At 43.7% G+C, this 19,637-nt stretch carries 17 protein-coding genes; 9 read left to right on the top strand and 8 right to left on the bottom strand.

The window, feature by feature from the left end:
• Positions 1-118: 118 nt before the first annotated feature.
• The 5 genes from folP (at position 119) to DWX23_RS15390 (ending at position 5,377) form a co-directional block, all read left to right on the top strand.
• Positions 119-979, top strand: coding sequence for a dihydropteroate synthase (gene folP, locus DWX23_RS15410; protein ID WP_122375126.1), 861 nt, complete (start codon positions 119-121; stop codon positions 977-979).
• Between the two features lie 4 nt (positions 980-983).
• Positions 984-1,769: a diadenylate cyclase CdaA gene (gene cdaA, locus DWX23_RS15405; protein WP_122351924.1), complete on the top strand. Its 786-nt coding sequence runs from the start codon at positions 984-986 to the stop codon at positions 1,767-1,769.
• 128 nt (positions 1,770-1,897) lie between these two features.
• Positions 1,898-2,914 carry a phosphate acetyltransferase gene (gene pta, locus DWX23_RS15400; protein WP_122351923.1) on the top strand — a complete coding sequence of 339 codons (1,017 nt, stop codon included), beginning with the start codon at positions 1,898-1,900 and terminating at the stop codon, positions 2,912-2,914.
• 22 nt (positions 2,915-2,936) lie between these two features.
• On the top strand, positions 2,937-4,136 hold the full coding sequence (locus DWX23_RS15395; protein ID WP_122351922.1) for an acetate/propionate family kinase: 1,200 nt from the start codon (positions 2,937-2,939) through the stop codon (positions 4,134-4,136).
• Positions 4,137-4,213: 77 nt separating this feature from the next.
• Entirely contained in the window at positions 4,214-5,377 is a 1,164-nt protein-coding gene (locus DWX23_RS15390) for a hypothetical protein (RefSeq protein ID WP_122375125.1), read from the top strand.
• A gap of 151 nt (positions 5,378-5,528) precedes the next feature.
• On the opposite strand, the gene DWX23_RS15385 is transcribed toward DWX23_RS15390, so the two are convergent.
• From DWX23_RS15385 to DWX23_RS15360, 6 genes are all read right to left on the bottom strand, one after another.
• Positions 5,529-6,296 (bottom strand): UDP-2,3-diacylglucosamine diphosphatase, encoded by a 768-nt coding sequence (locus DWX23_RS15385; RefSeq protein ID WP_122351920.1) that lies wholly within the window; start codon positions 6,294-6,296, stop codon positions 5,529-5,531.
• Positions 6,293-6,610 carry an SUF system Fe-S cluster assembly protein gene (locus tag DWX23_RS15380; RefSeq protein WP_009859980.1) on the bottom strand — a complete coding sequence of 106 codons (318 nt, stop codon included), beginning with the start codon at positions 6,608-6,610 and terminating at the stop codon, positions 6,293-6,295. Before DWX23_RS15380 ends, DWX23_RS15385 begins: the two co-directional genes overlap by 4 nt.
• A 71-nt stretch (positions 6,611-6,681) precedes the next feature.
• The gene (radC, locus tag DWX23_RS15375; protein ID WP_122375124.1) at positions 6,682-7,368 is read right to left on the bottom strand and encodes a DNA repair protein RadC; all 687 of its coding nucleotides are present in this window, start codon (positions 7,366-7,368) and stop codon (positions 6,682-6,684) included.
• 68 nt (positions 7,369-7,436) lie between these two features.
• Positions 7,437-8,003 (bottom strand): elongation factor P, encoded by a 567-nt coding sequence (gene efp / locus DWX23_RS15370; protein WP_122351918.1) that lies wholly within the window; start codon positions 8,001-8,003, stop codon positions 7,437-7,439.
• A gap of 167 nt (positions 8,004-8,170) precedes the next feature.
• Positions 8,171-8,869, bottom strand: coding sequence for an LrgB family protein (locus DWX23_RS15365; RefSeq protein WP_122351917.1), 699 nt, complete (start codon positions 8,867-8,869; stop codon positions 8,171-8,173).
• On the bottom strand, positions 8,862-9,212 hold the full coding sequence (locus DWX23_RS15360; protein ID WP_122351916.1) for a CidA/LrgA family protein: 351 nt from the start codon (positions 9,210-9,212) through the stop codon (positions 8,862-8,864). Before DWX23_RS15360 ends, DWX23_RS15365 begins: the two co-directional genes overlap by 8 nt.
• Positions 9,213-10,009: 797 nt before the next feature.
• Here DWX23_RS15360 and DWX23_RS25280 point away from each other — a divergent pair.
• A complete protein-coding gene (locus tag DWX23_RS25280) occupies positions 10,010-13,459 on the top strand; it encodes a DUF6383 domain-containing protein (RefSeq protein WP_147382544.1) in 3,450 nt (1,149 codons plus the stop codon).
• A gap of 354 nt (positions 13,460-13,813) precedes the next feature.
• On the opposite strand, the gene mgtE is transcribed toward DWX23_RS25280, so the two are convergent.
• Entirely contained in the window at positions 13,814-15,160 is a 1,347-nt protein-coding gene (mgtE, locus tag DWX23_RS15350) for a magnesium transporter (RefSeq protein ID WP_122351914.1), read from the bottom strand.
• 12 nt (positions 15,161-15,172) lie between these two features.
• Positions 15,173-15,958 (bottom strand): 16S rRNA (adenine(1518)-N(6)/adenine(1519)-N(6))-dimethyltransferase RsmA, encoded by a 786-nt coding sequence (gene rsmA / locus DWX23_RS15345; protein WP_122375122.1) that lies wholly within the window; start codon positions 15,956-15,958, stop codon positions 15,173-15,175.
• A 96-nt stretch (positions 15,959-16,054) separates the two neighbouring features.
• Here rsmA and DWX23_RS15340 point away from each other — a divergent pair, with 96 nt between their 5' ends.
• From DWX23_RS15340 to DWX23_RS15330, 3 genes are all read left to right on the top strand, one after another.
• Positions 16,055-17,074 (top strand): lysylphosphatidylglycerol synthase transmembrane domain-containing protein, encoded by a 1,020-nt coding sequence (locus tag DWX23_RS15340; RefSeq protein WP_122375121.1) that lies wholly within the window; start codon positions 16,055-16,057, stop codon positions 17,072-17,074.
• A 142-nt stretch (positions 17,075-17,216) separates the two neighbouring features.
• Positions 17,217-18,671, top strand: coding sequence for an aminoacyl-histidine dipeptidase (locus DWX23_RS15335; protein WP_122375233.1), 1,455 nt, complete (start codon positions 17,217-17,219; stop codon positions 18,669-18,671).
• Between the two features lie 218 nt (positions 18,672-18,889).
• Entirely contained in the window at positions 18,890-19,588 is a 699-nt protein-coding gene (locus DWX23_RS15330; protein WP_233587623.1) for a DUF4143 domain-containing protein, read from the top strand.
• Positions 19,589-19,637 lie beyond the last annotated feature (49 nt).

Raw genomic sequence — 19,637 nt, 5'->3', positions numbered from 1 at the left:
GCTTTTTTTCGTTTGGTGATTATTTGGTGAGCAAAAGTAGTAATTAAATGAAGAATGAGGAATGAAGAATGAAGATTTAAGTGATAATCGTGTATCTTTGCTGGAAATATAAGTTGGAATGTTAGATAAAACGCTCAATATGAAGGGAACACTGGTGTCTCTGTCCACACCGGTGGTGATGGGAATTTTAAATGTTACCCCAGATTCTTTTTATGCCGATAGCCGGAAACAGACGGAGGCTGCTATTGAAGAACGGATACGGACCATTTTATCGGAAGGGGCACAGATCATCGATATAGGCGGCTATTCATCCCGTCCGGATGCGGCTGAAGTCTCACCGGAAGAGGAGATGGAGCGACTGGCTTTCGCATTGGAGATATTGAATGCACATTATCCGGAAGCAATCGTTTCCGTAGATACTTTCCGTGCCGGTGTTGCCCGGGAATGCGTGGAGGAGTACGGGGTGGCTATGATCAACGATATATCCGGCGGTGAATTGGATGCCGGAATGTTTGCTACGGTAGCAAATCTGAAAGTTCCTTATATTATGATGCATATGCGTGGAACTCCCCAAACGATGCAGCAGTATACCGGTTATACGGATATGATGGAAGAGATCATGCTCTATTTTGCCTCGAAAGTCCGTGAACTTCGTTTGTTGGGAGTCAATGATATTATTCTTGATCCCGGTTTCGGATTTAGTAAAAACGTCGATCAGAATTATCAGCTGATGAATCATCTGCAGGAATTCGGTGTATTCGGTCTGCCATTGCTCGTCGGTATATCCCGTAAAAGCATGATATATAAATATCTGGGAGGTTCTCCGGCAGAAAGTCTGAATGGTACGACGGTCCTGAATACGATCGCTTTGATGAACGGGGCGGATATCCTCCGTGTTCATGATGTAAAAGCGGCTGTCGAGGCTGTAAAGCTGGTTACTAAAACTGTCAATTGTCAATTGTCAACTATCAACTCATAATATTATGTGGATGCATTTCGGAGTAAAAGACCTGATCGATGTACTGCTGGTAGCCTTTTTCCTGTATCAGACTTACAAACTGATGAAGAGTTCGGGTACATTGGCTATCTTTAGCGGGGTCGTTTCATTTATTATTGTGTGGATCCTGGTTTCCCAGGTATTGGAAATGCGTTTGATGGGCGCCATACTGGATAAGTTTATCAGTGTCGGTTTTGTCGTGCTGGTGATCCTGTTTCAGGATGAGATCCGGCGTTTCCTGATGGCGTTGGGGTCTCATCGGGGATGGAAATTTCTGGGGAAACTTTTCTCCAAACGTAATGTGAATAACGAACAGGAAGGAAAGTATGTCGCTCCGGTAGTTTTGGCTTGTATGAATATGGCCCGTAAAAAAACCGGTGCCCTGATCGTGATCCAGCAGGACGTCAACCTGTCGGTGTATGAACATACCGGTGAGATGTTCAATGCAGATGTGAATGCCCGTCTGATAGAAAATATCTTCTTTAAAAATAGTCCTTTGCATGATGGTGCCATGATCATTGCCGACGGACGTATCAAGGCTGCCGGTTGTATTTTACCGGTTGCACAGAATGCCAGTTTGCCGAAAGACCTGGGATTACGTCACCGTTCCGCATTGGGGATGTCTCTTGAGACCGATGCGTTGATTATTATAGTTTCGGAAGAGCGGGGTAAAATATCTGTGGCCCACAATGGCAAACTGGAGATTAATATTTCAGCCGAAGACCTGCAACAAATCTTGTCCGGTGAGCGTGAAGTCGTGAATTACTGTTAAATCTTCTGAAAGTGGCAGCTCCGGTTGCAAATCTTTTGTGCTTTTTGCAAACTCTATGTTGCATTTTGCCTACTTTTGTACCCGCAAACAGTAGCAATTACTAAATTCTATAAAAAATATCTTCCGCTATGGACTTAATGCAAGAGATTATTGCACGCGCTAAAGCTGACAAGCAGCGCATCGTTCTTCCTGAAGGAACAGAAGAAAGAACACTGAAAGCCGCCGACCGTTTATTGGCCGATGGAGTTGCTGACATCATTCTGATCGGAAATCCGGCTGAGATTTCTTCCCTGGCAGCAAACTACGGTCTGAACCACATCGGACAGGCTACTATTGTTGACCCTAAAAATCATGAAAAGAAAGCTGCTTATGCTGACCTGCTTTTCCAGCTGCGTCAGAAAAAAGGTATGACTCCTGAAAAGGCTGCCGTTCTGGTAGAAGATCCTTTATTCCTTGCTTGCCTGATGATCAAGGCAGGTGATGCTGACGGTGAAATTGCCGGAGCCCAGAATACAACAGGTAATGTGCTTCGTCCTGCCTTGCAGATCGTTAAGACTGCTCCGGGCATGAGTTGCGTATCCGGTGCTTTCCTTATGTTCACAAAGAAACCGGAATATGGCAAAGAGGGTTTGCTCGTATTTGCCGACTGTGCTGTGATGCCGAATCCTACAGCTTCGGAATTGGCTAGCATTGCTATTGCTACAGCCGCTACGGCTCGTGATATCGTTGGTGTGGAACCACGTGTTGCTATGTTGAGCTTTTCAACAAAAGGGAGTGCATCTCATGAAATGGTAGACAAAGTCGTTGAGGCTACACGTCTGGCAAAAGAAATGGCACCTGAACTGAAGATCGACGGCGAATTGCAGTCTGATGCCGCTTTGGTAGAATCGGTTGCTTCATTGAAAGCTCCGGGTAGCGAAGTGGCCGGTAAGGCTAACGTATTGGTATTCCCGACACTGGAAGTTGGTAATATCGCTTATAAACTGGTTCAACGTCTGGGTGACGCAGAAGCAGTAGGTCCGATCCTTCAGGGTATGGCTGCTCCTGTCAACGACCTGTCACGCGGTTGTTCAGTAGATGATATCTATAAGATGGTTGCTATCGCCAGCAATCAGTCTATCGGCTTAAAGGCTGCTAAAAAGTAAAAAAAGACACAACAAGAAAGATATGAAGATATTAGTATTAAATTGCGGAAGTTCGTCTGTTAAGTACAAGTTGTTCAATATGGACACACATGAGGTACTGGCACAGGGCGGCGTAGAGAAACTGGGTTTGCCGGGTTCTTTCCTGAAATTCACTCAGCCGGATGGCACAAAAGTGATCCTGGAGAAAGAATTGCCTGAGCATAATGCAGCTATCGAGTTTATCCTGAGCGTGCTGACTGACGATCAATACGGCTGTATCAAGTCGTTTAACGAAATTGATGCTGTAGGTCATCGTGTGGTACACGGTGGTGAAGCATTCAGCAGTAGTGTGGAGATTACTTCGGAAGTGATCGGTAAAATGGTTGAGTGCATCGACCTGGCACCGCTTCACAACCCGCCAAACCTGAAAGGTATCCGTGCCATGAGTGCATTGATCCCGGGAATCCGTCAGGTGGGTGTATTCGATACTGCTTTCCACCAGACAATGCCTGATTATGCTTATATGTACGGTCTGCCTTATTCTCTTTATAAGAAATACGGTATCCGTCGTTATGGCTTCCACGGAACCAGTCATCGCTACGTTTCAAAACGTGCTTGTGAAATCCTGGGTGTTCCTTATGAAGAACAGAAGATCATCACGGCTCACGTTGGCAACGGCGGTTCAATCGCTGCTGTAAAGAACGGTAAGAGTGTCGATACTTCTATGGGGCTGACTCCGGTAGAAGGTCTGTTGATGGGAACACGTTGCGGTGATGTGGATGCGGGTGCACTTACATTCATCATGGACAAGGAAAAGCTGGATGCTAAAGGTTTGTCTGACCTGATCAACAAACAGAGTGGTGTGCAGGGACTTTCCGGCATTTCTTCCGATATGCGTGAGATCGAAGCTGCTGTTGCCGAAGGCGACAAACGGGCTATCATGGCATTGAACATTTACAACTATCGCATCAAAAAATATATCGGTGCTTATGCTGCTGCTATGGGTGGTTGCGATATCCTGGTATGGACTGGCGGTGTAGGTGAAAACCAATGGGCTACTCGTCGTGTTGTATGCGAAAATATGGAATTCATGGGCATGAAGATCGATGTTCAGAAGAACGACGGTATGCGTGGTGAAGAAATGGTGATCAGTACTCCGGACAGTAAGGTAACAATTATCGTTGTACCGACTGACGAAGAATATATGATCGCTTCCGATACAATGGATATATTAGGTAAATAAATAGATACCGGATATGAATCAGGAGACCGAAGGAATGGTGTATAACTATCCTCCGGTCTTTTTATACCATAAATACTATGTTGAAGATCCTCCCTGTTTTACAATCTCTATTCAGGAATAAAAAGTACCTGGCCTTGTTGATCCTGGCAGGCTTGCTGATCAAATTATTGATGCTACCCTTTTTTCCTGAGCCGGGTGATTATACATTCTTTTTGAAACCGTGGGTCGAATTTATCCGGTCGCATGGTTATTGGCAGGCATTTCGTTTTGAATTTGCTAATTATTCACCGGCTTATTTATATTTTTTGTTGGGAATAGCCAAACTGGGAGGAGAACCGCTTATTCCGATCAAGCTGGTATCGATTTGTTTTGAATATGTTGCAGCTTGGTTTATAGGGGGAATTGCCTATCAGAAGTATAAGGAAGATTGGGTGAGATGGTGTGCTTTAGCAGTAGTTCCGCTGTTGCCGACAGTTCTGATCAATAGCTCTTACTGGGGGCAATGCGATTCGGTGTATGCCTCATTTCTGGTGGGGAGTATTTATTTTGTATTAAGAAAGCGGTCATTCCTTTCCATTCTGTTTTTGGGAATTTCGTTCTCTTTTAAGCTTCAGGCTGTCCTTCTTTTCCCGTTTTATTTTGTATTGTTGTTGAAAAACAGGGTCAAATGGTATTATTTTCTGTTGGTACCGGCTGTTTATTTGATTTCATTGTTACCGGCATACTGTGCAGGGCGACCGCTGACGGAGCTGTTGTCTGTTTTCATCTCCCAGTCCGAATATTATGATTCACTTTCGTTACAGTTTCCGAATCTGTATATGTGGATCAGTGACGATCATTATGAGACGGTTAAATGGATCGGCATTCTCCTTACATGCCTGTTTGCTCTCCTGACAGGGGGATTGCTGGCTAAAAAGTATAGGGCGCAGTTAACGAATGATTATCTGGTTCGTCTGGCTCTTCTTTCTGCAGTGATTTTTCCTTTTTTGTTGCCGGGTATGCACGAACGGTATATGTATGTGGGTGATCTGTTGGCAGTTGCTTATATTATGTATTTCCCCCGTAAGTTCTACAATGCTTTAGGAATTCCCCTTATCTCTTTATTTTCATATGCTCTTTGTACTTCATTGAATGAGTCTTTGATCCGTTATCTGGGTGTTCCCGTAACTATCTTTTATATATGCGTTATAGGCCTGTTGATACGGGACTTTTATTTGTCTTCCCTGAAAGAGGATAAATAAATTACTCCCTTTTTAGGTAAATCCCGAGAAAACTATGTAAATTGCAGGCGAAAAAATAATTACTAATCCTCACAGCTTACAAAACACAGGATTAGTGTTTAGACTGCTCCGACACCGGTTGGAGCAGTTTTTTTATGCTCTCATGTGAGGCTTATTCTGTTTCGAACTGTTCCAGGAAGAGATTTTCCCCGTCCCAAACGATATAGGAGAAAAGAGTCATCCAGTCGCCGGCTATCAGCAGGCGGGAAGTGCGGGAGAGCATCAGGTCGAGCATGATATGGCGATGCCCGAAAATGAAGAAGTTGATATCCGGATGCGTTTTCAGGTAGTCTTTAGCGAATAGAACCAGATATTCAGCTGACTCACCTTTATATTCGAGTGCATTTTCTTTTTCCAGTCCGCTTTTACGGCTGCTCAATGACCAACCGAGGGCAAAGCCGAAGGTCCAGCGGGGATGAATGCCTCCGTAGAGCCACTGGCAGAATTTATTACGGAAAAGGGCACGGATAAAACGGAAGGCTTTGCTGCGATAGTCTACTTCGTCACCGTGACCCAGAAAGAAGCGTTTGCCTAGCAGGTCGGTGGTCAGTACGTCGCGGTGGATAATTGCACCGATCTCATTCGGCAGGTAGTCGAACATCCAGATATCGTGATTACCGATGAATATATGGATTTCTATCCCGCTGTCCGAAAGTTCGGCCAGTTTACCGAGGAAGCGGGTGAATCCTTTGGGTACGACATATTTATATTCGTACCAATAGTCGAACATATCCCCCAGAAAATAGATGGCCATAGCCTCGTCTTTGATGCTGTCGAGCCAACGTACCAGCTTTTTCTCGACTGCCAGCGGGTCTTTATGAAACCGAGCGCCCAGATGGGCGTCCGATGCAAAAAATATTTTCTTTCGGGATGAATTCATAAGAAGCCGAGTTCCAGTTTTGCCTCTTCCGACATCATATCCTTATCCCATTCCGGTTCGAAAACGAGATTGACTTCCACATTATTTACACCGTCTACCGATTCTACTTTCATGCGGACATCTTCCAGGATAAAATCGGCTGCCGGACAATTCGGGGCAGTCAGGGTCATATCTATACGGACGTTTTTTTCGTCGTCTATGTCTACTTTATATATCAGGCCGAGATCGAATACGTTGACCGGAATTTCAGGGTCGTATACTGTTTTCAGCATGGCGACAATCGCTTCTTCTGTTTGGAGGAATTCGTTGTTCATCTTCTTTTAATTTGAATGCAAATATACATTAATATCTTCTATATACTAAACCATAGAAAAGAGAAAATGTTCTACAGGGCCAGTCGACCCTCGTCTGCATAGCTGAAGTAACTTTCCTCGCAGAGGATTATGTGATCCAGTAAATTAATTTCTAACAGTTCGGCTGCTTTATGCAGGCGTTTGGTCAGGGAGTCATCCTGTGAACTCGGACGGGTGTTACCGGACGGGTGGTTATGGCATAGGATAATGCCTGTTGCCAGTGCGGTGATAGCCATTTTCAGAATGATGCGCAGGTCGGCGGAAGTTTCTCCGATGCCACCTTGACTGATCCTGGTTTTTCCGATTACTTTTCCGGCACGATTGGTCAGTGCGATCCATAACTCTTCGTATGGCAGATCGCAGAGTAACGGATGGAATAAGGCATAGGCATCATGGCTGCTCCGGATCGATTGGCGGAAGATAGGATCTGCAAGATTACGTCGTTTGCCTAATTCGAGAGCTGCACAGATCGTGATAGCTTTAGCTTCGCCGATACCTTTGAAACCTGATATAAGTTCCTGGATAGTCAGTTTTGCCAACGCGTTCAGATTGTTGTCTACTGTGTTGAGGATACGTTGTGAAAGTTGTACGGCTGTTTCGTTACTGTTGCCCGAGCTGATCAGGATGGCTAAAAGCTCTGCTTCACTAAGGGAGGAAACGCCTTTGAGTAACATTTTTTCGCGTGGGCGGTCTTCTTCTGCCCATTCTTTTATTTTCATAGTTATATATTGTTTTGGTGAAGAAAAACAGAGGGACGGCTTTTTGACCGTCCCTGCATTATATCATATTATTCACGGATACGTCCTACGTAAGAACCGTCTGTCGTGTTGATTTCGATAATTTCGCCTTCGTTGATGAACAGCGGAACACGAACTTCAGCACCGGATTCAACTGTAGCCGGTTTCAATGTGTTAGTTGCAGTATCGCCTTTTACACCCGGTTCGGTATAAGTGATCTTCAACTGAACTTTTGTAGGCATATCTGCGAAAAGAACAGTTTCTGTCGATGCATCGGAAACAACTTCAACGATCTGGCCTTCTATCATATAGTCAACGCCATTGATCAGTTCCTTGTCGATGATTACATCTTCGTAAGTTTCCTGGTTCATGAAGTGGAAATGATCGCCTTCACGATATGTATATTGATAAGGACGACGTTCTACACGTACGTCTTCCAGTTTTTCACCAATATTGAAACGGCGTTCGATCTGGCCTCCTTTTACTACATCTTTTAATGTAGTACGCATAATTGTGTTTCCTTTTCCCGGTTTTACGTGAAGGAAGTCAACACAGAAATACAGTTTGCCATCCAAACGAATACAAGTTCCTTTTTTAATGTCTTGTGAATTAATCATACGAAATATTTTTATTTATAATGTTTTTTTGAATTGTCTTCGGTCATTTTCGGGTACAAAAGTAGTGTTTTCCTCTTAAAGTACCAATAAGCGGCAATCTTTTTCTTTAGAAATGAGTTGCAAATCAGTCTGATATGATTTGCAGGGGGATAAAAGGAGGATTTATTCTAAAACAAGGAAATGATAAAACTGATAACAGGGACCAGAATCGCAGTCATGATTCCCATCAGCCCGATCGCTAATCCGCTCAAAGCGCCTTCAATGGCACCGATCTGAATGGCGACTGAAGTACCCAGTCCGTGTGAAGAGGCTCCGAGGGCCAATCCTTTGGCAATCCGGCTTTCTATTCCGAGTACTTTCATTACAAACGGACCGACAATACTGCCGAATATACCTACTGCTACAACGATCACTGCTGTCAGTGAAGGGATTCCTCCTGCCTTTTCAGCGATCCCCATCGCGATAGGAGTTGTGACCGACTTCGGTTGGAGCGAGGCGATCAATGCCTGGTCGGCTCCCATCAGATCGCCGATTACGATGACACTGACGATACCTACGATTGCTCCGACGAATACGGAAGTGAGGATGGAAATTACATTCCCTTTCAAGTACCGTACCTGGTCATAGAGGACGAAACCCAATGCTACGACCGAAGGCCCCAGCATGAAATGGATCAGATGGCTCCCTTTCTGAAAAGATTCGTATTCTATGCCCATTGTTTTCAGAACAAGTATGATTACGAATATGGAAGTCAACAACGGATTCAGCAGGCTGATACGTGTCTTTTTGTATAAAGCGAGTGCTGCCAGGTAAGTACCGATCACTAAAGTGAGTGCAAATACTTCGGAATGTACCAGATTATTCATTGCTTTCACCCTCCTTTCCGAGTTTTTGCTGAATAAGGGCAACACTGGCAATCACCAGAATGGTGCTGACAACGGAAGCAGTCAAGATTACTGCCCAATATTGTGAGATAATGCCGAGAGAACTCATCAGTCCGACACCGGCAGGCAGGAAGAACAACCCCATATTCTCAGTCAGGATCGTCGATAACTTCTTTACATTTGCCGGCTTTACCAATTTGAATGCCAGTGCCAGGAATAACAATACCATACCGATGACACTTCCCGGGATAAAGCCATCGATGAAAGAACTGATAAATTCTCCGGTAAAATAGAAGAACAGAATGTAAAATGCCTGTTTTAGCATATTTCTTTGCTGTTTTATTAGTCACTGCAAAGATAACAGCTTTACAGGAAATATGTTCTATAACATATTAATTTAACATATCCAATCCTCTACAAGGCTGCTGTAATCTTCCTCATGTTTATAGTTCAATTATTTCTAAATATGAGCGTTAACTCTGTCCTCCCGGGCTTGACCCGGGATCGCATCCTATACTGATAATCAACACTCAGTATGAGATGGCGGGTCAAGGCCGCCAGGACAGAAAGAGAGCCGCCATGATAGGATAAAGGTTCACCTTTTCCTAATTTTGTAGCAGATTAATTCCGCCAACGGGTTCTTATCATTCTTTCTTTATTTCCCCCGAAAAACAGGCTAAATTCCATCTTTTAACAATCCCTTGCGGAAAGTTGAAAAAACAGGTATTGAAACACAGCGTATTATGAAATGCGTACGGGTATATATCTATATATGTAATAATAGTTGAAAATACAGTATGAAAGGTTGAATATTATAGGATAGAATATAAAAATCAAATGACGAAATTAAACGTTCCTTTTTTCTCGCCAGCAAAGTTAGACATAAGTTTTAAACCTACAATTCTTTCCCATAATTTTTTTTCAATCCTATCCTCTTTCTTATCAATTGAATAGCAATTAGAGTACAAAAATCGTACTTCTTATTACCAAGGCAAGATACTACCTAAAAAATGGCGAGAAAAAAGGAACGTTTAATCTAGTCATTTACTCTCAGAGACGTTCCAAATCCAAGGTTAAAAGGCTTTTTAAGTAACACTATTATTAATATTAAATTAAACGATTATGAACAAAAAGTTTTCTACGCTTTTGATGGCGGGTATGCTGGTCGCAGGCTCGTCATTTAATGTTAATGCGGCAGACGTTAAAGTGAATGGGGCACCGCTGAAGGTAGAACCTTTCGGAGGCACCAAAAGCGGTGTCTTTATTGTCAAAGATGCTGACAACGACGGTAAGATTAGTGCTGCGGACTACCTTCTTAAAGCAACTAAGACTAAGGCCGGACAGTTGACTTACTCTGTGGTTGATTTAGGTACGGAAGATCTCAGCACTCTGACAGATAAAGAACTGGATGCACTTCTTTGGAATTTTAAAGAAGATATCATTACTGAAGGTGGTAGTGGTACACCGGGTGCTGCTGCAGGAACTAAACACTACTACTATTCTTTGGAAAGCAAAGCAACCGCAGTTCCTTTGGCTTTTAAAGTTAATGTTAATCCTTTTGTTTGTGTAGATAAGGCAGAGGAGTCAAAATTTGACAATGGCAAGACCCAGATTTGGTTCATGTCAAAAGTTGGTGATGGCAAGACTCAGATTAAAGCAGCTGATAAAAACGCTCAGTTGTTTTTGTATTATACCGGTGCCGCTACTTCCGGTGGCAACCAATTATTGACAGGTAGTTCAACGGCTGGTGCAGATGGGTTCACATTGGGTGGTCCGAGTTCTTCAGATAACTTCCTTCTTGCAACCTTAGGTGAAAGGGAGATTCTAGGAGAGAATGTCGCTGAAGAACTGAATGATATGAAGGGCGGTAGAGGTTTCATGTTCTCGTTTGCTAATAGCACATATAATAGCAAAGAAGTCTATGACAATATCTTCAAGGATCTGGATCTGAGAGCGTTCTATGTGGATGAGGATCTGGATCCGAATGGCGCTGCTGATGAAACTGAAGATTTCATGCCGACGGATTCTCTCGCTTGGCAAGCCAATGGTGCACATTATGCTATCCCTGCCGGTATCTATTTGGCTTCAGACTGGAGCGCATTGGATAGAAAAGATGCCGAAGATAAAGAAACGTTGAACACTTTCCGTATCACAAGTAAAGAACAGTTCAGCAAGATGACTTTCGTGGCTATTCATCCGCAAAGCTATACCAAGCTGACAGACGCTGGCCGCACTAATGGTGGCGGTTTCTTGCTGAAAACCGTAAAAGGTAGCGACATGAACTTCTATGATAAGAAGGGTGTGGATAAACTGGAAGTAACAAACAATACAGACATCCATAATGCAGCTTTGATGTCTAAAAAAGATGAAGTGTTCGTAGGTAACGCTTGTTTCACTGCCACGGTGAAGAATCCGCTGACAGAAAATGAACAATATGAGTTGACTGTCGCTGACGCTCGTTTGGATGTTGCTAAAAACGGTACTCATGCTAATAAATCTGTAACTGTTACAGTACGTACCAGCACTAATAATGTGAATGATCCTGCCGGAGATCCTTATCTGATGTCTGGTGTGGGAACTGATGTCGTAGCATTGAAAGCCGTTCCTTCAACAACATTGGCCGACGCTACAAGCCTGTTACACAACGATGCTACTCCGGCTATTTATGCAATCAAGTTTGTTAGCGGTGCAGAAGAAGCTGCCAATGAAGAGGTTTCTGAATATGGACAGTATTTGACATTGGAGTCAGATAATACAAATCCTAGTTCGCCGAACGACTTTACATTTGCTGCTATGCCGAGTGTAAATGACGGAGCTAATGAAAACGACCCATTGTATCAGTTCGTAATCACAGGTGTTAAAGACAATGATAACGATCCGGATCACAAAAGAGAAACTGTCGAGATTACAAACCGTCTGACTGGTGCATCAGTTTGGGCAGTATTGTATGCCGAAAAGAAATTGGGTGACGATATCTATACGGTATATCCGTCTGTTAAAGATGGTATGCCACGTGACCAAAAGTTAAGAATTGCTCATACTGATGCTAATGGAAATTTTGTTTGGGATAATTCTTTGGAATTCAGAGGTATGCTAGTTCAGTTGATTGAAAAGAAAGATGTAAAGAAATTTGATACTTTCGAAACAGCTGAAAGCGAAGAAGGTTTGTTTACTTTCGAATTTGCCAAGACTGCTGAAGCAAACGACAGATTGTATGCAGCAGCAGCAAGGGATAAGAAGACCGGTAAGATTGAAATCTTTAATAATGGAAGCAGAGATGAGGTTGTAACATCTAAGACTGCTGACCAGTTCGAACTGATCCGTGTAAAAGAAGCTGGTAATGATAAGAAAGATAAAGTTTCTTACATCCTGAACGATTTCGTTTATATCCAGAATAATAACGTTGTTACTTCTCCGATTGAAAAGGATACAGTTGCTTTCTATACTTATAATGTAAGATTTTTTGCTCCGGATGAAGATGATGTATATTACCTGAATGGAGGAAATTTATCACTGACCGAGAAAGAGTACATTATCAAATACAATCTGGATGGTTCTGTATCTCTGGTAGAAAAAAAGACTGGAACTACTTCAAATGTTGACTTCGGAAGCGCTATAAACTATTTGGCAGTAGCTGATGCTGTACAGGATGAAGAGACAGAAGAAACAGAAAGAGTTGATGTAGCAGCATGGGAAAATGCTCTGTATTATGATTATAAGAACGATTACAACGAACTACCGGTTAAGACCTTCTTGGTACCTGAAAAGGTATATGGTTCATTAGAAGCTCTTCCGCAGACAACAGAATTCAAGAATACAGACAACTATGGTGGTTACCTGTTCATGAAGGATGAATTTGCAGCTGTGGTCAATCCGTTTGAAACTATGATATTCCGTTTGGATACAGTAGATACAGACAAGAATATACCTTCATTCTACATTCGCACGGAAGATAAGGCGAAGTTCTTGTATTTCGCTACAGACTCAGCTGACAGTAAACGAGTAGCTGACTGGAGAAAATATACATTTGCAAAAGATAATGAAGACTATGCTACACGCTTAATCTTTAAAGATGCAAGCATCGTCAGCCTGCAGGATGCTGATACATTGCAGACAATGGTTGACGGCAAGCTGACTAAGGTAGCTGTAAAAGAAAACAAAGTGACAGGTGTTAAGGGTGGCTTGAATAACTTCAAGTTCCAGGTAATCGAATCCGGTGACGGAGACGGTACTTATGTAATCCGTAACGCAGCAGAAAGAGCTTATGTAATTTCCGTCAACGGTAATCTGACATTAGGTGCTGAAATAAAAGCCGCTGCTCGTTTCGAAGTAGATCCTACCATAACAGTAGCTAACGAAAGCATCGATGCTTCCAGTATCCAGGTTATTGCCGCTAACGGTGCCGTAATCGTTAAGGGTGCTGCCGGTAAGACTGTTACAATCAGCAATGTATTGGGTCAGAAAGTTGCTAGCACTGTTGTTACTTCAGATGAAGCTACCATCGCTGCTCCTGCCGGTGTAGTTGTAGTAGCAGTAGAAGGCGAAGCTGCTGTAAAAGCAATCGTAAAATAAGAAATTATTTATAATCAATAAATTTAAATTGACTGCGTGTCGTAGGGGTGGGTTCACCCACCTCCATGACAAGTATCCTGCGACAGGCGAACAAGCGGTCAGCATTAATACTAAAGTAATGAAATAAAGTTCTTCTGTTCTAACTCTGTGAAGAGCGAAAAACAGACAAAAAAAGCCCCGGGGGATTTCCTCCGGGGCTTTATTGGTTAGAAAAAGGTGAAATATTTTTTAGATGACAGTTGACAAGTGACAGTTGATAGTAAGGCTTCGCGATCGAATGTAGAAAGATATGAGTCAACGTTACAATAATAGAAAATATTGAACCCAAATGACAGGTATTGTAGGGGGGCGCCCTTATGTCAATGCCGAAGAGATGAACATATAAATCATCATTCCTATAATGTCGTTGGTGATTGTGATAAATGGTCCTGTAGCCAGAGCCGGATCGATTTTCAACCGGTCGAGCGTCATCGGTACAAGCGTCCCGAAGATACTGGCAAACATAACGACAGAAAACAAGCTTAATGAAACCGAGGCCGTGATCCCTTTATCCCCCAGCATAAAGAAATTGTAAATGAATACGACCAGACTGATAATACTGGCATTGATGAGCGCAACGATGCCTTCTTTCAGTATCTGCGGAAGAATATTGTCCTGTTTCAACGAATTATTAGCCAAACCCTGTACCACGATGGCAGAAGACTGTATCCCGACATTTCCTCCCGTACCACCGATCAGCGGGATGAACAGCGCCATCTTTGGGTTGCTTGCCAGATTCCCTTCGAAACCGCCGAGAATGACCGAATTCGCCAGTCCGCCGATCATGCCGATCAACAGCCAGGGCAGGCGTGCCGCTGTTTGAGTAAATACGTTGTCCGAAGTTTCCACGTCTTGCGAGATACCGGAAGCCAACTGGTAGTCACGTTCATGTTGTTCACGTACTTCATCCATTACGTCGTCGATCGTGATTCGTCCGACCAGGCGTCCGATGCTGTCTACTACCGGAAGTGCTACAAGGTCGTATTTCTCAATCGTTTCGGCAACCTCCTCGATGCTGTCGCTGTCGCGGACAGAGATCGGCTCCTTTTTCATCACATGTTTGATCTTTGAAACGGAAGGGTTAGTGATCAGCCGTTGCAGGGGGAGGACGCCTTTCAGACGTTCGTCGTCGTCTATTACATATACATAATAGATTTCGTCCATATCTTCCGCCTGCTTACGCATTTCGTCGATACATTGCGGCATGCTCCAGTTCTCGTTGACCACGATCATTTCCGTACCCATCAAACCACCGGCGGTGTCTTCATCATATTTCAACAGGTCGACAATATCGCCCGCTTGTTCGACGTCTTCGATGTGCGAGAGGATCTCTTCCTGTGTATCTTCGTCCAACTCACGCATCAGGTCTACCGCATCGTCGGTCTCCATGTTGTCGACGAAGCGTTTGGCGATCAGTTCGTTGGGTAGCTCTTTCAGTAATTTATGGCGGTCTTCTTCGTCCAGTTCCATCAAGACGTCGGCGGCCTTGTCGCCATCCATCAGCAGATACAGATAGATCGCTTCCTGAAGGTTCAGCTCCTGGTATAACTCGGCGATATCCGCCGGATATAAATCGTGGAGCAACGCTTGTGCTTTAGCATCGTTTTTTTCAGTAATGATGCTTTTCAGGTTGTCGATATAGTCTCTCGTCAGTTCGATCATGCCTGTTTTCTTTTAGATGTTTTTCAGATGGCGGTCTGCAATCAATGTCAGTTCGACAAATTGTTCCACCGAAAGCTGTTCGGGGCGTTTGTCGAAAATCGGGAGCGCATAGTCCGGACAGTCTTTCCCTAATAGCGGCTTCATTGAATTCCGGAGTGTCTTACGGCGCTGATTGAAAGATGTCTTGACCACCGTCTTGAATAATTTCTCGTCACATCCCAGTTCTTTCCGGTCGTTCCGTACCATCCGGATAACCGCACTTTTTACTTTTGGGGGTGGGTCGAAGACAAATTCACTGACCGTAAATAGATATTCCACTGTGTACCAGGCTTGCAGAAGAACACTGAGAATACCGTAGGTCTTACTGCCCGGTCCGGCGGCCAGGCGTTCGGCTACCTCTTTCTGGATCATACCCGAACAACAAGGAACGTGATCCTTATAATCGAGCACTTTGAAAAATATCTGACTGGATATATTATAAGGATAATTTCCGATCACACAGAACTGGCCGGGGAAAAGTTTCGACAGGTCCAACCGGAGGAAATCTTCTGCCAGGATACGCCCTTCGAGTGCCGGAAAGTTCTGCTCCAGATAATCGACCGACTCCATATCCAGTTCTACCACTGTCAGGTCGTGACCCGCTTCCAGCAGATATTGGGTAAGCACACCCATGCCGGGACCGATCTCCAGAACCGGTAAATCTTTGTAGTCCGACAACGTATCGGCAATACGCTGTGCGATCTGTAAATCCTTCAGGAAGTGCTGTCCTAATGCTTTCTTTGGCTTAACTAATCTCATCCGGTTATTTGATGTAAAATGTTTGTATTAAAATATAATGCTTATCTTTGCGGGTGCACAAAAATACAACAAATAATTTAAAGTATCCTACGTAGAATGAATTTTAAGAGTATCCTACAAACGTTTGTCAAGATATTTTTACCCTTAGCTTTTGGCTGTTTGCTGCTTTGGTTTTTGTATAGCAACATGGATGTTACCGAGATATGGCGCGTCATCCGTGAAGGGGTAAGATATGATATCATCTTGGTTTCTTTACTGTTCGGTTTGTTTGCCAATGTGGTTCGCGGATTGCGTTGGGGACTGTTGATCTCATCGCTGGGTGATCGTTTCAAGATGAGCAATATCATTTATGCCGTATTGGGAAACTATGCCGTAAATATGGTGTTGCCGCGTGTCGGGGAAGTCTGGCGCTGCGGAATTATCACTAAATATGACAAGATACCTTTTACCAAGCTGTTCGGAACCTTGCTGATCGACCGTGTGAGTGATACGATCGTTGTCGGATCGATCACTTTGCTGATCTTTATTTTCAATTTCGACTTCTTTATCAGCTTCTTTGCCAGGAACCCGGCCTTGCTGGAAGGCTTTCAGAAAATGTTCGATTCGATATGGATTTACGTGGGTGCAGTAATTTTAGTCGCCGGAATTTGGTTTGTTTTCAAATATATGAGTAACTTTACGCTGGTACAAAAAGCAAAAGCGTTGTTACTGAATGTATGGGACGGAATGAAGAGTATCTGGCTGTTGAAGCAGAAAGGTCGTTTCCTGATTCAGACATTGATGATCTGGGGAGGTTATTTCTGTTATTTCTATATAACTTTCTACGCTTTTGACTTTACCCGTGATCTGGGGATAACGGTCGGGCTGATCGCTTTTACGATGAGTAGTATCGGTGTTGCAGTCCCGGTACAGGCCGGTATCGGAGCCTGGCATTTTATGGTGATCGCTACCTTGGTCTGTTTTGGTGTCAATGAAAATGATGCTGCAGCTTTTGCCCTGGTGGTACATACGGTGCAGACTGCCTGGACGGTGATATGCGGTCTGTTCGGTATCGTGGCTTTGCCGCTCACCAACAGAGATAACAGCAAAGAAGAGCTGGCAGTCGAAAAGCAATAGTAGGCTGTTAACTGTTAAAATTTTCCGTTTGTTATCCTTTTTGTAGAATAAGTTTGTTACTAATATATTATTAATCATGTTGACAACAGGCAGTTGCAGTTTTATCTGTCAGCAGTCATTGCCAACTTTCAACTTAGAAATTATGTCAGCAGAAATCAAGAATCTTTCCCCACAGCATGTATGGGGTTATTTCTATGACCTTACACAGATCCCACGTCCTACCGGACACATGGAAGCAGTAACCCGTTTTGTGGAAGCTTTCGGAAAAGGATTGGGATTGGAAACCCTACGGGATGGAGTTGGAAACGTTTTGATCCGTAAACCGGCTACTCCCGGAATGGAAGGCCGCAAAACAGTTATCCTACAGTCCCATCTGGATATGGTACCCCAAAAAAACGCCTCTGTAAAACACGATTTTCTGACTGATCCTATTGATGCTTATATAGACGGTGATTGGGTAACTGCCCGTGAAACGACATTGGGAGCCGATAATGGTATCGGTGCGTCACTGGCAATGGCGGTGCTTTCCGATACGACTATCAAGCACGGACCGATAGAAGCCCTTTTCACTATCGATGAAGAAGAAGGGATGGATGGCGCTTTCGGTTTGAAACCCGGTTTCCTGAAAGGTGAAACATTGATCAACTGTGACTCGGAAGAGGAAGGTGAGCTGTTTGTCGGTTGTGCCGGCGGTGCGGACCTGAATATTTCGATCCAGTTTAAAGAAGATACTTATATTCCGGAAGGCGATGTGGCTGTAAAGTTGAGCTTGACGGGGTTGAAAGGCGGCCATTCCGGTGTGGATATTCATTTGGGACGCGCCAATGCGAATAAACTGATCTTCCGTTTTCTGAAAGAAGCTGTTTGTGATTATGGTGCCCGGCTGTCGTCTATTGAAGGCGGTTCGTTGCGTAACGCGATTCCGCGGGAGGCTTTTGCCGTGATCACGATTCCGGGGGATAATGTGGAAGCTTTGTGGGAACTGGTAGCTGACTACCGGGATATGTTCCGTGAAGAATATGCCGGTATCGAAAATAATATCGACTTTGTTGCTGATATGACCGACCTGCCTGCTACATTGATTCCGGAAGAAATTCAGGATGATATTATCAATGCGATCGAAGGTTGCCAGAATGGTGTGATCAGTATGTTGAGAGATTTCCCCGGAACGGTGGAATCTTCTTCCAACTTGGCAATTGTCAAATCGTCGAATGAGTTGATTGAAATAAAGATATTGGTGCGTAGTTCTTCCGAAAGTCGTAAGGCTTCCGTATGTTCCAGTCTTGAAAGTGTTTTCTCTTTGGCTGGCGCTAAGGTGGAATATGGTGGTGCTTATGGCGGATGGCAACCGAATATCAATTCTCCGATTCTGAATGTGATGCAGAAAATATATGAAGAGATGTTCGGTAAGAAGCCGTCGGTAAAGGTAATGCATGCCGGTTTGGAATGTGGTATCATTCAGGAATCTTATCCTGCGATGGATATGATCTCTATCGGACCGGATCTGGAACATCCGCATTCGCCGGATGAAAGGGTGAGTATCCCGTCTGTGCAGAAGGTGTGGGATTTCATTGTTGCTACGCTGGAAAGGATTTAAAGATAGTTTATATATCTTCTCTGGAAAATAAGAGGAGAGATGTCAAGACAGGACTTCCGGATAGGAAAGGTAGAACTTTCATATTTGGGAGTCCTGTCTTTTTTATAGGAAAGAACTTCTCCTTGTTTGCCTATGTTTTGGTGCAAAATACGTTTTGTTTTGCCTATATTTTAGAACAAAAACGGGTGTGTTTTGCCTATGTTTTAAAACAAATAGCCTTGTTTAATATTTATACATTGATAGGAGGGATGCCGGAAGTTGTAAGTAATTATGCCTTTGATGGTGATATTGTTTCTTTAAATAGAGTTTATGAAACCATGTTGGAAGGATACCGTGATGATGTGGAGAAATATGCAAAAGGAGGAGTGCTGTCTGACGTGATTCGTTATATATTGACAGAAGGATGGGCTTTTGCCGGACAAAGTATCACGTTAGGAAGTTTTGCCGGATCTCCTTATAAAGCGCGTGAGGTAGGGGAGGCTTTTCGGACATTGGCAAAAACGCTTTTGTTAGAGTTGGTTTATCCTACTACTTCAGCCTCGGTCCCGCTTGTCTCCGATTTGAAACGGTCGCCGAAGCTGCTCTGGCTGGATACGGGACTGGTGAATTATGCAGCAGGTTTGCAGAAAGAGATTTTTGGGGCCTCTGATATTACGGATGCGTGGAGAGGGATGATTGCCGAGCAGGTGGTAGGGCAGGAATTGCTGGCCCTGTCGAACAAGGTTTCCCAACGGCGGCATTTTTGGATGAGAGGGAAAGTCGGTTCTTCTGCCGAAGTTGACTTTGTTTATTTGTATGATTCGAAAATTATTCCTGTGGAAGTAAAATCCGGTCATAATGCGAAATTAAGATCTATCCATTCTTTTATGGATGAAGCACCGCATGAGTGGGCGGTTCGCGTTTGGAGGAGGCTGTAATTTAAACTGTGTCAGCAAAGCAAACAAATAAAGTATTAACTTTGCTAAC

The organism is Parabacteroides sp. AF18-52, assembly GCF_003479145.1.
Classification (GTDB): Bacteria; Bacteroidota; Bacteroidia; order Bacteroidales; family Tannerellaceae; genus Parabacteroides; species Parabacteroides faecis.
Note: the sequence above shows the minus strand (reverse complement) of the source record. Positions and strands in the feature narration are given on the sequence as shown.